This is a genomic window from Mesorhizobium robiniae (genome assembly GCF_040545535.1).
Lineage (GTDB): Bacteria > Pseudomonadota > Alphaproteobacteria > Rhizobiales > Rhizobiaceae > Mesorhizobium > Mesorhizobium robiniae.
On the sequence record NZ_JBEPMC010000005.1, the window covers coordinates 20,920 to 35,907 of the forward strand.

Annotated in this window: 14 protein-coding genes; 6 read left to right on the top strand and 8 right to left on the bottom strand. The window is 62.5% G+C overall.

Annotation, left to right across the window (positions count from 1 at the left end):
• Positions 1 to 64: 64 nt before the first annotated feature.
• The 6 genes from ABID19_RS15085 to ABID19_RS15110 all read right to left on the bottom strand — a co-directional run bounded on the left by ABID19_RS15085 (position 65) and on the right by ABID19_RS15110 (position 6,494).
• Entirely contained in the window at positions 65 to 1,105 is a 1,041-nt protein-coding gene (locus tag ABID19_RS15085; protein WP_354491682.1) for a substrate-binding domain-containing protein, read from the bottom strand.
• Positions 1,106 to 1,289: 184 nt separating this feature from the next.
• Positions 1,290 to 2,678 carry an MmgE/PrpD family protein gene (locus tag ABID19_RS15090; RefSeq protein ID WP_354491684.1) on the bottom strand — a complete coding sequence of 463 codons (1,389 nt, stop codon included), beginning with the start codon at positions 2,676 to 2,678 and terminating at the stop codon, positions 1,290 to 1,292.
• Positions 2,679 to 2,710: 32 nt separating this feature from the next.
• Positions 2,711 to 3,619 (bottom strand): NAD(P)-dependent oxidoreductase, encoded by a 909-nt coding sequence (locus ABID19_RS15095; protein WP_354491686.1) that lies wholly within the window; start codon positions 3,617 to 3,619, stop codon positions 2,711 to 2,713.
• Positions 3,620 to 3,669: 50 nt separating this feature from the next.
• Complete coding sequence (locus ABID19_RS15100; protein WP_354491687.1) at positions 3,670 to 4,470, bottom strand: N-acyl homoserine lactonase family protein; 801 nt, start codon at positions 4,468 to 4,470, stop codon at positions 3,670 to 3,672.
• A 59-nt stretch (positions 4,471 to 4,529) separates the two neighbouring features.
• On the bottom strand, positions 4,530 to 5,363 hold the full coding sequence (locus tag ABID19_RS15105) for an SDR family NAD(P)-dependent oxidoreductase (protein ID WP_354491689.1): 834 nt from the start codon (positions 5,361 to 5,363) through the stop codon (positions 4,530 to 4,532).
• Between the two features lie 150 nt (positions 5,364 to 5,513).
• Positions 5,514 to 6,494, bottom strand: coding sequence for a LacI family DNA-binding transcriptional regulator (locus tag ABID19_RS15110; protein ID WP_354491691.1), 981 nt, complete (start codon positions 6,492 to 6,494; stop codon positions 5,514 to 5,516).
• Positions 6,495 to 6,601: 107 nt separating this feature from the next.
• Between ABID19_RS15110 and ABID19_RS15115 the strand changes: the two genes are divergently transcribed.
• Positions 6,602 to 7,189 carry a hypothetical protein gene (locus ABID19_RS15115; protein WP_354491693.1) on the top strand — a complete coding sequence of 196 codons (588 nt, stop codon included), beginning with the start codon at positions 6,602 to 6,604 and terminating at the stop codon, positions 7,187 to 7,189.
• Positions 7,190 to 7,213: 24 nt separating this feature from the next.
• Positions 7,214 to 8,092, top strand: a complete 879-nt coding sequence (locus tag ABID19_RS15120) for an N-acyl homoserine lactonase family protein (protein ID WP_354491695.1) — start codon at positions 7,214 to 7,216, stop codon at positions 8,090 to 8,092.
• Between the two features lie 67 nt (positions 8,093 to 8,159).
• Here ABID19_RS15120 and ABID19_RS15125 read toward each other — a convergent pair whose 3' ends face one another.
• Positions 8,160 to 8,942: an SDR family NAD(P)-dependent oxidoreductase gene (locus ABID19_RS15125; protein WP_354491697.1), complete on the bottom strand. Its 783-nt coding sequence runs from the start codon at positions 8,940 to 8,942 to the stop codon at positions 8,160 to 8,162.
• 431 nt (positions 8,943 to 9,373) lie between these two features.
• On the opposite strand from ABID19_RS15125, the gene ABID19_RS15130 reads away from it, so the two are divergent.
• Genes ABID19_RS15130 through ABID19_RS15140 form a run of 3 tightly spaced genes read left to right on the top strand, consistent with a single transcriptional unit; the run spans position 9,374 to position 12,898 of the window.
• Positions 9,374 to 10,303, top strand: a complete 930-nt coding sequence (locus ABID19_RS15130) for a sugar ABC transporter substrate-binding protein (RefSeq protein WP_354491699.1) — start codon at positions 9,374 to 9,376, stop codon at positions 10,301 to 10,303.
• A gap of 37 nt (positions 10,304 to 10,340) precedes the next feature.
• Complete coding sequence (locus ABID19_RS15135) at positions 10,341 to 11,888, top strand: sugar ABC transporter ATP-binding protein (protein WP_354491701.1); 1,548 nt, start codon at positions 10,341 to 10,343, stop codon at positions 11,886 to 11,888.
• Positions 11,885 to 12,898, top strand: coding sequence for an ABC transporter permease (locus ABID19_RS15140; protein WP_354491703.1), 1,014 nt, complete (start codon positions 11,885 to 11,887; stop codon positions 12,896 to 12,898). Before ABID19_RS15135 ends, ABID19_RS15140 begins: the two co-directional genes overlap by 4 nt.
• A gap of 44 nt (positions 12,899 to 12,942) precedes the next feature.
• Here ABID19_RS15140 and ABID19_RS15145 read toward each other — a convergent pair whose 3' ends face one another.
• Positions 12,943 to 13,869, bottom strand: coding sequence for a LysR family transcriptional regulator (locus ABID19_RS15145; RefSeq protein WP_354491705.1), 927 nt, complete (start codon positions 13,867 to 13,869; stop codon positions 12,943 to 12,945).
• Positions 13,870 to 14,078: 209 nt separating this feature from the next.
• Here ABID19_RS15145 and ABID19_RS15150 point away from each other — a divergent pair, with 209 nt between their 5' ends.
• Positions 14,079 to 14,972 carry an NAD(P)-dependent oxidoreductase gene (locus tag ABID19_RS15150; RefSeq protein WP_354491707.1) on the top strand — a complete coding sequence of 298 codons (894 nt, stop codon included), beginning with the start codon at positions 14,079 to 14,081 and terminating at the stop codon, positions 14,970 to 14,972.
• Positions 14,973 to 14,988 lie beyond the last annotated feature (16 nt).

Here is a 14,988-nt window from a genome sequence, read left to right on the forward strand (position 1 = left end):
TTTGACTCTTGAGAGTGGAGCGAAGGGCGGCGTGCTCATGGCTGCCCTTCGCCCCGCGCGTTCATCACGGGAGGACTGGATGAACGACCTGCAGCTCGCCGTCCTGCGGCCAGCGTCCCTCGACAGTGGCCTTGTCGATGGCAAGATCGGCCCAGACATTGGCGCCCCAGCGCTTCTCAGCCGCCGCCACGCCGTTGGCATGAGTCGCCAGCCAGGCGTCGGTGAAGAGCGTGCTTGGAAAATCTGACTTCCCACCAAGCTTCTGGATGATGATTTCGCCGGCCAGCGAGCCGATGCGGTTCACATCCTGCACAACCGTCGCAACGAATGGGCTCCCTTCGTCGAGAAGCATTTGGAAGCCGACCCGGTCGCCATCGATCGACGCGACCTTGATCTCGTTTCGACCGTTGCGGCGAATGGCTTCCACCGCACCCGAGACAAGGAGATCGTAAGCGCCCCAGACGGCGGCGATCGATCCCGGTTCCGGATTGGCGGTCAGGATGTCCTCCATCTGCGTCTGCACCTTGGCAGCGCTATGTTCGGTGGGGACCTCGTGCAGCTTGACCTGCGGATAGTCGGCCGCGATCGCCTGCAGGATACGCTTGCGCGTCTCAAGAAGCGGCGCGCCCGGCACCCAAACCACGTAGACGTCCCCCTTGTAGTCAATGCTCGACAACAGCGCACGACTGATCATGGCCGACATGAGAGCGTCGTCGCCGCCGACATCGGCAAGCGCCCCTTCGGTCTTGGCGCCCACGGACGTTGTCACCACTGGAATGCCGGCGTCACTGGCCTTCTTGACGACCGGCGCCAATTGCTGCGCATCGCCGAGTTGCACGATGATGCCCGAAACGCCCGAGTTGACGAGGTTTTCGATATTTTCGTTGTGCTTGCGCGGATCGGCTCCACCATCGGTAACCACCACTTGGCCACCAGCGGCCTCAATCACCTTCGTCGCGCCGGCGATGATGTCGCGGTTGTAGTCGTTGGTTATTTCGCGTGCGGCTATGCCGATCTTTTTTCCTGCGAGGTCTTGCGCATCCCCTTTCGAGGGTGCCGCCACCATTAGGGCTGTGGCCATCGCTACCAAATGCAAAAACTTCATCGTCTCCTCCCAAACTCACTTTCGATCAATTGATCGATGGCTGAATAATTGCTCGCACATCTTCGCATGTCAATGCCGGTCGGTATTTTTGGAAACGCCGGCGACCTCGATCCCCGCCTTGAGCCGCTGCCGGCCGGGACTGTATCCTGCCTCCCCAGCATGCTCGGACACGGGTTCAGACCCGTTATGTGTAAGCAACCTCGGTGTGAGGCCGAGCCAGCGCTAGAAGAGCACCAGCGTCTGTAAGGTCGGCAACGGTCCAAAGCGTTTCGGCAAGGGGCTCCGCCGCCAAAGTCGGGCAACCGTAACGCGCCAGCGCGGCAAATTTCTCTCTGAGCGCCGAGTCTGACATCGGTCGAGCGAGGCTGCCGGTCGCGACCCTCTCGGACACCTCGACCGAAGAGCCGTCCGCATATCGGATCGAGACATGAGCGGCTTCGACCGGCGTGCCGGCATCGATCTCGACCGGGCGGACCTTGGCGCGCAGGGCCTTTACCTCGGGATCGTTCACCGCCGCATCGCTGAATTCCTCTGCGCCCGCTCGGCCGCGCAGCAGGCTGATAGCGACCGCGTGCTGGGCGCTCACCTGCGCCTCGCGCCCGGTGGTGACTTCGGGCCGATCAGCGCGAGCCTTGAGCAAGGGGGCACCGCGCACGACGACCTCTGCGATCCGGTCGGCGGAGAAACTAGGCTCGGCCCGGACAGCAAGGCAGGCATCGATCACGGGATTCAGCACCACTCCGCAAGGATAAGGCTTGAACATGTTGCGCAAGATCTCCCAATCCCTTCCCAGCCCTGCCTCGATCAATTCGGGCTTTGGCTGGTCCGAGCAAACTTTCAGGAAGCCGCGCGGCCCCTCGAGCGGCTGCGGCGGCCCTTCGACACCGCACTGCGCCATCAAGGCCGAGACAAGACCGCCGCGGGCCGCATTGCCGACGCCCGTGCTCTTGGCCATGAAGCCGAGCGTCTCGACGAGGCCGGAAGCTTGCGCGGCGGCATTGCCGAGCGCCCAGAGGATTTCGTTCTCGCTGAGATCGAGGAGCTTCGCGGCGGCCACGGCGGCGCCGAAGATTCCGCATGTCGACGTGATGTGCCAGCCGCGGTCGTAGTGGCTTGGCGAGACCGCGTTGCCGATGCGGCAAGCGACCTCTACGCCCAGAGTAAAGGCGTGGAGGAGTTCCGCACCACTCACTGGGCGCGTTTCGGCAAGAGCCAGGACAACAGGAGCGACGGGCGCCGTAGGATGGATGATCGTTCCCGCGTGGGTATCGTCGAAGTCGAAGACGTTTATTGCTGCCGCGTTGAGGAAAGCGGCCGTCAATGCATCCCGCCGCTGGCTATGGCCGATGACGGTCGCGGTCTCGCCAGCCGAAAAAGGCGCGAGGCTTTCGGCCAGCCGCAGCACCGCCTGATCGGACGAGCCGCCGAGCGCCGTTCCAAAGCCATTGAAGACTGATCTCAGCGCGTGCGCGCGGACCGGCTCCGGGACGTCCTCCCAGCGGGAGCGGTGTACGAAGGCCGCGAGCCGGCGCGAAAGGCCCGCGGCGGAGGGCTGCAAAACGTCGTCGGTCATGCGCGAGGTCTCCGACCTGGAACTGCGAGGCATCAGCCCCTCGCCTTGTCGCCGGCGACGATAACGCCGGCCCAGTCCTCGATCGGCTTGATGATTTCGGTCAGGTCCGCATCCGCGCCGAGATCGCCCTTCGCCACAGTCAGAAGTTGCCGTACCGCGCCGCCGACGATCATCGGTACGCCAAGGGCGTCGCTTTCCTCGAGGCAGAGCCGGATATCCTTCGCCGACAGACCGATCGAGAAGCCGAAATCGAAACTGCGGGTCAGGACAAATTTCGGAATCTTGGTCATCGTGGCATTGGAGCTGCCGCTGCCCGAATTGACCACTTCGATCAGCACGTCGGGATCGAGCCCGGCCTTGGTGCCGAGCACCAGCGCCTCGGAAGCAATGGACAGGGCCGTCACCGACATGAGGTTGTTGATCACCTTCATCATTTGCCCCATGCCCGGCTCTGCGCCGACATGGATTGGCTTGCCGAGAACTTCAAGGATTGGCCGGACCGTCTCCATGACAGACATTTCGCAGGCGACCATCATCGCCAGCGTGCCCTTCTCGGCGCCGCCGACGCCACCGCTTACCGGACAGTCGACCGTCGTGATGCCAGCCGCCTTCAGGCCTTCTGCCAGCTGCCGCTCGGTGCGCGGGCCAGTGGTCGACAGGTCGACGACGATTTTGGCCCCCTTCCCCGATGCAAGCCCGTTGGGCCCGAGCGCGACGGCGTGCACGATCTCGGGCGTCGGCAGCGACAACAGCACCACATCGGACAGGCTCATCAGCTCCGCCGGGGTCGCGGCCCTGCCCGCCCCCTCTTTCGCCAGCGCGGAGACGGTGACGGTGTTGGTGTCGTAGACGGTGACTGTGTAGCCGGCCGCGATCAGCCGTCTCACCATCGGCGTTCCCATGCGTCCTACGCCGGCAAAACCCAGCTTGAAGTTGGTCATTGTGATCTCCTGCTTGAAGGCCAGTGCAGCTCAGCTCCGCGGGCGAATGCTCACGGCGCTGCCGCAATCGGATTGAGATCCAGGCGCACGATATCCTCGACCCCCGGCAGCGCGGCCGGATAGCGCGTCAGCACAAGCGGGTCGTGGCCCGGAATGACATGTTTGGGCGAACTCGCGAGCTTGCGCATCGTGGCGTAGCCTTCCAGCATGTCGGTGGCGCTCTCCAACACCGGAAAGGGCCGGTTCTGCTCGAAATTGGCATAGAAGTGCGAGGCATCGGAGCCGAGCACCACCCAGCCGCGCGCCGTCTTCACCCGGATCACCTGCAATCCCTTCGAGTGGCCGCCGACACGATGCACGGTGAGGTTCGGGGCGATCTCCGAGACGCCGTCATGGAACGTCACCCGCCCGGTGAAGAGCTTGGCGATCATGCTGGCCACATCCTCATAGGCGAAGGGGTGGCGCAGATATTCGTGGCACATGCAACGTCCGGTGCAATAAGCCATCTCCACGTCCTGGACATGATAGCGAGCATTCGGGAACAGTTCGTGGTTGCCGGCATGATCGAAATGCATGTGCGACAGGATGACGTCCTCGACCTTGTCCGGATCGATCCCGATCATCTTCAGGCCTTCGCCGACCGGCCGCAGCAACTGCCTTTGCCGCTTCTCAGCCACCTTGGCGTCATAGCCCGTGTCGAACACGAAGGTCCGCGTCTTGCCGACAATGGCCCAGACGAAATAGTCGAGGGGCATTGGACCGTCGTGCGGATCGCCGCCGATGAAGTTCGCCGCCGCATTGCGGTCGTGGTGCCCGTAGCGAACCGCGTAGAGTTCGTAGACATCATCCATGCCTGCCTCCTTTCGCTGCCAAGCCGCCATGGCGCTGAGTCACATCGATCCGGATCCGCTCAGCTCGCAAGCCACCCACCCTCGACCGGGAGCATGGCTCCCGTCATATCGCGCGCGATCGGCCCGCAGAGAAAGACCAGGAGATCGGACACGCTCTGTGGTGAGACGAAGCTGCCGCCAGGCTGCTTGCCTTCCAGAAAGAGGCGCTCTGCCGCGCCGCGATCGATGCCTCGATCCGCCATCAGCTCTTCCACCCGGCTCTCCGTACCCGGTGTCAGCACCGAGCCGGGACAGAGACTGTGGCAGGTGACGTCGACGTCCAGGTTCTCCAGTGCCACTGCCCTTGTGAGGCCGAGGATGGCGGATTTCGTCGTCACATAGCCGACACGACCTGGTGTGCCGCGCAGGCCGTAGACGGAGGTTATGTTGAAGATACGCCCGAAGTTCTGCTCTCGCATCTGCGGTAGCAACAGCCGGACGGCGTGGAAAATCGCCGAGAGGTTCACGGCCAGCGCCATGTCCCACTGATCGGGCGGGAAATCCATAATGGACGCGAAATGCCGCACGACCGCATTGTTGATAAGAATATCCACCCCGCCAAGTTCGGCGTTGGCCGCTGCGACAAGCCCCTCCACTTCTGCTGGTGTGGACAGATCAGCCCTGTGGTAGGCAATCTGTGAGCCTGTCCTGCCGGCCAGGGCTTCGCGCTGCGGCTCGACCGCCTCGGGCGTTTCGAGCCCGTGCAGCATCACATTGCAGCCGGCCTCTGCAAGCCGAGCGGCCATCACCTGTCCCAACCCCGCGGTGGAACCGGTGATCAGCGCACGGCGCCCCTTCAGGACTTTTGCCGAGTTCGGAAGCATCGCTTGTTCTGGTTCCTTCGACACGCTCATATCCTGCCCTGCCGCTTCGTGAGCATCGCCAAAGTCCTCGTCCTGGTCCGGACGCAGCGTCGCGCCATGTTCATTTTTTGGTACCGGTAACAGGAATGGACTATAGAGCAGCGCCGCCAGCGGCGCAACCGCTGGTACGGGTCCTGGCGGTCAAGTGCTTTCGCGCTGGATCAACTCGAATTTCAGATCAACCACGCTGCCGCGCAGGTGCTCGGCTCCGTCCATGATTCGGCTGAGCAGGATGCGCGCCGTCCGCTCGCCGATGTCATAGCGTGGCAACCTCAGCGTGGTGACGGATGGACTGACGTGGCGCAAAAGGTCCACGTCATCGAAGCTTGCCAGAGCGATCCGGCCGGGCACCGTCCAGCCGCGCTTCTGGCACTCAAAGAGCGCTCCCACGGCCAGCACGTCTCCCGCGCAAAACAGCGCGTCGACTTCCGGTACGCTCTGCACCACGCGCGCCATCACCTCGGCCCCGGCAGCGAGCCCGCGCTCCGTCTCCAGCACGATGCGGGGGTCGGGATCGAGGCCAAGCTGGTTGAGTGCGGCATGATAGCCCTGCAGCCGGTCCTGCGAACGGTCGTTATGGACTGAGTAGAGACTGGCGAAAGCAATCTTGCGGTATCCGAGCCGGCCGAGATGCATCGTCATAGCGTAGGATGCGTCATAGTTGGAAAAACTGACCACCATGTCCAGCGGTTCTCTAGGTATATTGCCGTTTTCGACCACCGGTATGCCCGATTTCCGGATCTTCTCCGTGGCTTGCGGTGTATGTTCAGTACTGTGCAGAACCAGGCCGCTCACGCGGTGACTGAGGAAGACCGTTATCAGCTCCTCCTCCTCGTTTGGGTCATAGCCCGACTCGGCGATCATCAGCTGGAAGCCTGAGCTTTTGAGTACTTCCGACAGGCCCTTGACCGTTTGCGTATAGATCGAATTGTCGATGCTCGGCACGATCAGCCCGATCGTCGTGGACCGGTTCGACGACAGGCTGCCGGCCAGATGGTTCGGCAAATAGCCGATCTCGCGCACCGCCCGGAGCACCCTTTCGCGCATCTCCTCGGAGACTTTGCCGGGCTCGTTCAGCGCCCGTGACACGGTCATGGTGGAGACGCCGGCGCGAACCGCCACGTCCCGCATCCTCGCGCTCCCGCTGTGCGGGTTTCCGTCTCCAGACGATCTCTTCGGCATTTCCCATCACAGCCCGATGTGGCGGCAGAAATCAAATCATTGCGTGAGTGCGCAAACAAGCCTTCACGGCAGAATTCCGCAATAGTATTGTTACCGATACCAAAATCCAGTATTGCCTGAAAGGGGTTTGCGCCTTCAAGGGTTCTGCGGAGATCGCAATGCATGGAAAAGCCAACAGCGGAGCGGAACAGGCGGTGTTGCGCTATGTGGCGACTGCCCGACCGGTGCAGCAGCAGATAAGCGAGACGCTGACGCAAGTCGCGGGCTTCGCGCTGCTGCTGATGACCTCGCCGCGCCGGGCCGTGCTCGCCGAAAGCGCGCTCGCCAGCGCACAGGAGGCAGCAACGCGAGCAGCCGAGGAGCTACGTGCTCTCACGGTCCCCGAAGTCGCTACGCACCACCATCATCATTTGCGCGGCGCCGCCGAGACGCTCCTCCAGGCCTGCGTCGCGGCGTTGGATTCCCGCCGGATCGACACCTCCGAGCAAAGTGATGCACTCGTCCGGACGCTGCGGGCATCAAGCGATCACCTGCGAGCTACGGCCCGTCTGTTGCCGGGCTTCGAACTTGTCGATTTCAGCCTGGCTTGCTGCGCGGCTCATGCCCCGCAGCGCCTGCTGCAGGAAGCAACATAAGCCAACGGTATCAGGGAGGATGAAATGGCGGATTACTCGATTTGGGTGCTCGAATATGCGGCGGTGGAGAAATTCCCCTTCAGCGTCATGATGTATGGGCCTCAACATCAGGGCACGCGCAAACTGCCCTATGCCTACGCGCTGCTTAAGGGAAAAGGCGAGACGATCCTGATCGACACCGGCTACGACCACGTTGCCTATGGCGAACAATTGGCGACCGCCTACGGGGTCTCGAACTACCATGGGCCGCGCGAGGTTCTGGCCGAATGCGGCGTCAAGCCGGAAGATGTGACCAGCGTCTTCATCACCCACGCCCATTTCGACCACATGGGCGCCATGCATCTGTTTCCAAACGCGAAATTCTACGTCCAGAAGAGCGAATTGGACAAATGGGTCTGGGCTCTCACGTTAGGCCCGGAATATCGGTTCCTGACCGGTGGCGGCGATCCGGCCGACATCGTGCGCGCCGTCGAGGCCGCGAAGGAAGGCCGGATGATCTGCATCGATGGCGACCAGGAAGATGTCCTGCCGGGTATCGACGTCCATCTGGCAGCGGACACCCACACCTATGGCAGTATGTACGTCACCATCCGCAACGACGGCGCCAAGGATGGCGAGGACAAATGGATCTTCGCGGGCGACCTGATTTATACGTACGACAATCTGACCGGCCTCGATGCGGATGTGCCGCAGATCGTGCCGATCGGCCTTGCCGTCGGCAGCCAGCATAATTTGATCTTCTCCAGCGCCGAGATGCTGAAATCGGTGGGTGGCGAGGTACGGCGAGTCATCCCCGTCCACGAGGATCGGCTGCGCACCACATTTCCGTCGCGGCTCACCGACAAGGGCTTGCAGGTGGTGGAGATCGCGCTGGCAAAGGGCGAGAAAAGCTGGGTCGGCTGAGAAGCTGGTCGACTGAGCCTGGGCGGCAGGACGCACAGACGCCCTGCCCAAGCTGCACCTTGAAAATTCAGAGTTGGTCCGCGCCGGCGACGAAGCCGCCGCCATCGATCACGATGGCTTGGCCGGTGATGAATGAGGCCGCGTCCGATGAGAGGAACAGCACAAGCTGGGCAATCTCCGACGGGTCGCTGATGCGCCCCATGGGGATCATCGGCAACACCGTATCCTTTGCCCCCTGCTCGCTGCCGAACATGCCGCGCAGCAGCGGCGTCATCACCGAGCCCGGCGCGATGGCGTTGACGCGGATGTTCTTGCGGGCCACTTCCAGCGCCACCGAATTGGTCAGCCCGATTACGCCCCACTTGCTGGCGCAGTAAACTGCAGTGGTGGCGAAACCCATGACGCCGAAGAGCGAAGACGTGTTGACAATCGCGCCGCCGCCCTTCGCGATCATATGCGGAATCTGATGTCTCAGTCCGTTGAACATGCCGCGCAGATTGACGTCCATCAGGAGATCGTAGTCCGCGTCGTCGAGTTCGTGCACAGGCGCCGTCTTGCCCGGCACGCCCGCATTGTTGAAGGCGACATCGATCCTGCCGAAGCGATCGAAGGCCTTCTGGTGCAGCGCGGCCATCGCCTTGCTGTCGCGCACGTCGGTCTCCATGAACTCGATCTCGACGCCCAACGGCTTCACCTCTTCCTTGAGGCTGCTCCCGAATTCGGCGCCGATGCCGGCGACAAAGAGATTTGCCCCCGCCTGGGCGAAGGCCAGCGCCGTGGCGCGGCCAATGCCGGTCGTTCCACCGATCAAGATGACGTTCTTGCCGGAAAAATCGTATTTTACTTGCATGGTTGGTCCTCCCACGGCCCGCGGCCTCAAGACATCGCGGCAAAAATCATCCGCGCCGTGGCTATCCATAGCCTTGACGTGATACCGCTAACAAGAGAAAATAGAGCAAGACGCGCACAAGATAGCGGCTCCTGTTCGATTTTCGGCCAAAAAATGAATTCCCCTGACAGGGTAAGCCGCCTATTGCCGCCCTTCTGAATGTAATTTATGATACCGGTATCAGATACGACGGATCCCGGCAGCTAAGCAATCGTAGAGACCTGATCTGCGGAGCGCCAAACGGACCTGGAGAGGCACACCGCTTCGAGGCTCTTGGGCGAAGGAACGGGTCTTGGGGTGCGAGGGGGGCGAGCGAAGATCGCAGAAACCTCGTGAGAAGGAAGGCGCCGGACCCATCGTGGGGACGGTCGACAGGGAGAGAGGATTTCCAAATGCACAAACTGCTGCTTGCCGCATTGACGGCCGGCGCCATGATTGTTGCCACCGTCGCCCAGGCGAAAACGCTTGGCGTCGTTGCACTTCTGGCCAATGATGCCCTCAACATAGCCGTCATTGGCGGCGTGACCGAAGCCGCCAAGGCTGCCGGCTGGGATGTCAAGGTGACCGATACCCAGGCGAGCGCCGACCAGGCAAATGCCGCGATGAACTCTTTCGCCGCGCAAAAAGTCGACGCGATCTTCGTGCTTGCCTTCGCCAGCAGCTCCATTGGCTCCGGTCTTGCCGCGGCGCGCGATGCGGGCATTCCCGTCGCCACCTGGGGTGGCGAGATCGTTCCCGGTATCGTCGTGACGACGAGCGGTCGCCAGGTCGGCGACGACTCGGTTAAGTTCCTGCTCGACAAGGTTGGTGGAAAGGCCGACGTGCTGGCGATGACCTTCCACCCCGGAAAGCTCTGCATCGATCGCGGCATCGCCTTCGACGAGGGCGTGAAGGGCAAGTCCGACGTCAAGGTGGACTATAGCGAAGTGACGGCCCCCGGACAGGTCCAGTTCGGAAACGCCACCGCCGCGGCCTGGCTAACCGCGCATCCTGCCGGCGGCGACAAGCCGCTCGCCATCTGGGCCTGCTGGGACGAGCCGATGCAGGGAGCCGTCGCTGCAATGCGCCAGGCTGGCCGCACCGACGTCACCACGGTCTCGATCAACGGCAGCCCGCAGGCGCTGCAGCTGGTCAAGGAAGGCGACCTGACGGCGACCGTCTGGCAGCCGGCCTACCAGGAAGGCAAGGAGGTCTTCCAGGCCATCCTCGACTCGATCAAGGCCGGCGCCTCCTGGCAGCCGAAGGACATCCAGATCCCCGGAATCGTGGTCACCAAGGACAATGTCGACAAGTTCATGGCCGAACATCCCAATGGAACGTGAGACCGTTTTACAGCGCCTGACGGAGCGGCGCCGCTAGATGCCGCCCGCAGCTTCGGCCGGGCCGTGGATGCGCATCCGCGGCCTGACCAAATCCTTCGCGGGAGAACTTGCTCTCGACCACGCCGATCTCGACATCGAGCAAGGCAAGGTACATGGCCTGGTCGGCGCCAACGGCGCCGGCAAGTCGACGCTGATCCGCTGTCTTGCCGGAGTAACCGTGGCAGACGAGGGCAGCGTGACGATTTCCGGCGAGGATCTGCAAAAGGGGTCGCCTCGGGCTTCGGAACGAGCCGGGCTTGCCTTCATCCATCAGGAATTGAACCTGATCCCGCATTTCAACGCGCTGCAGAATATGCTGCTCGGCGCACCCAAGGTCACCCGTTTCGGGATAATCGACTGGCAGCGTTCCGGCGTCGCCGCTCGCGCTGCCGCCGAGCGCGTCGGCATCCGCTTTCCACTCGAGACGAAAATATCAGAACTTTCGGTGGCCCAGCGCTGGCTGGTCATGATCAGCAAGGCGCTCGTGGGCGAAGCCAGCATGATCGCCATGGACGAGCCCACGGCCTCGCTCTCGGGTCCGGAGAGCGAGCAGCTCTTTGCCATCATACGCGATCTCTCCGCCCAGGGCGTGGCCATACTCTACGTCTCTCACCGGCTCGAAGAGGTGCTCCAGCTCTGCGACAGGATCACCGTGCTGCGCGACGGCCGCATCGTCGATGGTGCGGAGCGCGGAGCGCTCAACAAGAAGGGCCTGGTCAGAGCCATCATCGGCCATGACATACGCCCGCCAGACGCGCGCGCCCGCTTCGCCGCCGACCGCAGCCGGCCGCCGATCTTCTCCGTCCGCGACATCGCCTGGAAGAGCGCGGTAAAGGGCGTGAGTTTCGATCTTTATAAGGGTGAGGTCCTGGCGCTCGGCGGCCTTGTCGGCGCGGGACGGACCGAACTCGCCCATCTCGTGGCCGGCGTCGCCCGGCCGGATGCCGGCCATTTCGAGCTCAGCGACAAACGGCTCGATATCGCCAACGAGGCGGAGGCGGTGCGGGCCGGTATAGCGCTGGTGCCGGAGGAACGCCGCTCGCAAGGCGTGATGCTGCAGCAGTCGGTGGGCTTCAACATCAACATATCCACCTTGAAGAAGCTGCGCGCCATTCCAGGGCTCCCGTTCGTCTCGGACAAAAAGGCCCGACGGCAGGCGGAGAGCCTCGTGGCCCAGCTCGCCATCAAGACGCCCAGCGTCGAGGCCAGGATCGGCGGTCTTTCAGGCGGCAACCAGCAAAAAGCGCTGATCGCCCGCTGGCTCAATGCCGGAACCAAGCTCCTCATTCTCGACGAACCGTCGCGAGGTGTCGATGTCGGCGCACGTGAAGAGATCCATGACGCGATCCGGGCGCTTGCCCGGTCCAGCGTCGGCATCCTGGTGATCTCGTCGGATGTCGAGGAACTCACGCTGCTGGCGGATCGTGTCCTCGTCATGCGCGAAGGCCGCGTCACCGGCGAACTGACCGGCGCTGATATCACCGAAGCCAAGATCATCGAACTCAGCTACCACGATCCCAATGACGAAGAAGGAGACATCGCATGATGGCCCAGGCCGGAACCGCGACGAAGGACGCGCCCCTGCTCCGCAAATCCTCGTGGAAGCGGACCGCGCTGATCTGGCTCTCTCGCTACGGCACGATCGTCGGCCTCCTGCTGATGGTTGTCTTCTTCTCGGCGAACGCGCCGGGAATCTTCCTGTCCCGAGCCAACTTCCTCAACATCCTCAGCCAGGCGTCCCTGACCGCGATCATCGCCTCCGGGCTAACCTACACGCTCGTTGTCGGCGAGTTCGATCTCAGCATTGGCTATGTCGCGAGCTTCGTCGGGCTTATCGTTACCGGGTTGATGGCCTACCAGGGTTTTCCGATCTGGCTAAGCATCGTCTGCGCCCTGCTTCTGGGGGCCGCGATCGGCGCCTTGAACGGCGTGCTGGTGACTAAAGTGAGGATCAACGCAGTCATCTCCACGCTGGGCATCGGGACCATGCTGACGGGGATAGGCTTCACCTACAGTTCCTTTCCGATCGCCACCGGAATTCCACGTGCTTTCACCGACATTTCGCTTGGTCGCCTGATCTTCGGCCTGCCCAATCCGGTGATCATCATGGTGATCGTGCTGATTGCGCTTTGGATCATCCTGAACAAGACCGACATCGGCCAGAAGATGCAGGCCGTCGGCGGCAATCTGGAGGCGGCCAGGCTCTCGGGCATCCGGGTGGACCGCATCAAGATCTTTGCCTTTGCCACTGCAGGCTTCTGCGCCGCATTGACGGGAACGCTGCTGTCCTCACTGCTCGGCAGCGGCACGCTGGCAGCAGCCGACGGCTATCTCCTGGACGCCTTCGCCGCCGTCTTCCTGGGGTCCGCCACGCTGAAGGAAGGTGAATTTCACATAACCGGGACGCTGGTCGGCGTGCTCATCCTGGCGGTCGGCTTCAACGGGCTCAGCATCTTTGGCGCCCCCACCCATTTCCAGCCGATCTTTAAAGGCGGCATCCTCGTGCTCGCGGTCGGGATGTCCGCGCTGGCCCGGCGTTATGCCGCTTCGGTGTGACTGAGGTCGGGCACCACCTCTTCGAGGATGTGCTCGGCTTTAATTTAGGGTTTCGGGTCCCAGATTCCCATTTTGCGCAAGGCGCGCACCTCCTCCCTTATGAGGGTAGTCAGCGCCCGGATGACGGTAGTGGTTGGCCGCTGGGTCGAGGTGGCGAGCAGCAGTTCCCTTTCAATCGATGGATTCTGGATACGCCAATATTTGATCCTGCCTTCCGCGACCAGGTTGTGGCAACTCGAATAGGACAGGATCGTATAGCCCATGCCGGCCTCAACGAGGCGCAACGTCGAAGGCATCGCCTCGACCTCGACCTCGATCTTGGGCACGATGCCAACGGAACCGAAGATTTGATCCAGCAGCACCCGCAGCCCATGCGGTCGGGCCGGAAGGATCATGGGGATACGTGAAACAACCTCGGCATCGACCGGTCCCGGGCCGAGCTTGCTGGGGTCATTCTCAGCGCCAAGCAGAAAGAGTTCGTCACGCAGGATCGGCTCTGACAGAAGGTTGTTCATGCGCGGCGCGTTGTAGAGCACCGCGACGTCGATCTTTCCCATCACGAGCCATTCGAGAAGATGGCCGCTGAACCCCTCGACGACGCGCATGCTCACCTGCGGGAACTGCTCGTGGAAATGCTGGACGAGGGGCGAGGTGAGGACGACGCCGACTGATGGCGGCATTCCGAGAGCAATCGTCCCACGCGGGTTCGATCGCAAGGCTCCGAGTTCAGTCGAGGCCCGCGAGGCCTGCTCCAGGATTGCCGACGCGTAGTCCCGGAGAAGCTTGCCTGCCTCCGTGAGCACGATGCCGCGACCGTTTCGATAGAGAAGTGCGATCCCGACGCTCTCCTCCAGCGCCTTGATTTGCCTGCTCAGCACCGGCTGGCTGACCGACAGTGCAACGGCGGCCCGCGAAAAGCTGCCGAACTCCGCCACTGCCGTAAACAGTTGGAGCTGCCGTAAGTCGAACATGAACATTGCCTCGTCGCAAAATGCGGAGAATTCCGTTGGCATGCAACGAATGCCGGAGTTTGGGGTACATCGAAGCCGTTGACAAGCGCGCGTCGAGCCCGCGGCAAAGCTGTTATGCGCGTCGCGAACCTTATCGCGCGGGCAGCAATCGGCCTAATCTAAACCAACCAAAAATTGCCTAAATTCAATAGATTTGAGAGGAAAAGTCGTTGCAGCGTCAAACGCTTGGGTTCATCGGCCTCGGCCGCATGGGCGCGCCGATGGTGCGCCGCCTGATCGAGGCCGGCCACCATTTGGTCGTCTACGACACGCGGCCGGACGCGGCGAAGGAACTGCCTGCGGACTACACGAAATTTGCCGCATCTCCCAAGGCGGTCGGCGATGAAGCCGACATCGTATTCTGCAGCCTGCCGACGCCTCAGGTCGTTAGAGAAGTCGTGCTGGGCGCGAATGGAATCGCGGCCGGCGCAAAGGCCAGGATCATTGTCGACGTGTCCACCACCGGACCGAGCATGGCAAAGACCATCTCGGAAGCCCTGACCAGCAAAGGCATTGCGTGGGTGGACGCACCGATATCAGGCGGGATCGCAGGCGCGCGCGACGGCACGCTGGCCGTGATGGTCTCCTGCCCCAAGCAGATCTACGAGGAAATCGAACCTGTCCTGGCCAACTTTGGTCGCAGGTTCTATTGCGGAGAAACGCCGGGAAGCGCTCAGGTTGCAAAGCTCGGCAACAACATGATCGCCGCCGGCGTCATTCTGTTGTCGGCAGAGGCGCTCGCAATGGGTGTCAAGGCTGGCTTGGATCCCACGGTGATGTGCGACATCATCAATGCTTCGAGCGGGCGAAACAGCGCGACGCAGGACAAGTTCCCCCGTGCCGTCTTGCCGGGAACTTTCGATTTCGGCTTCTCCACGGCGCTGTCGTACAAGGACGTGCGCATGTGTGTCGATGAAAGCGAGAATTTGGGCGTACCCATGGTTGGCGGCTCCCTGGTGCGGCAGATGCTCGCCGCCACCAATGCCCGCTTCGGCCCTGATTCGGATTTCACCTCGATGGTCCGCATCGTCGAGGAATGGGCCGGCGTGGAGATACGCGCCTAGGGCTTGTTTTGTGGAG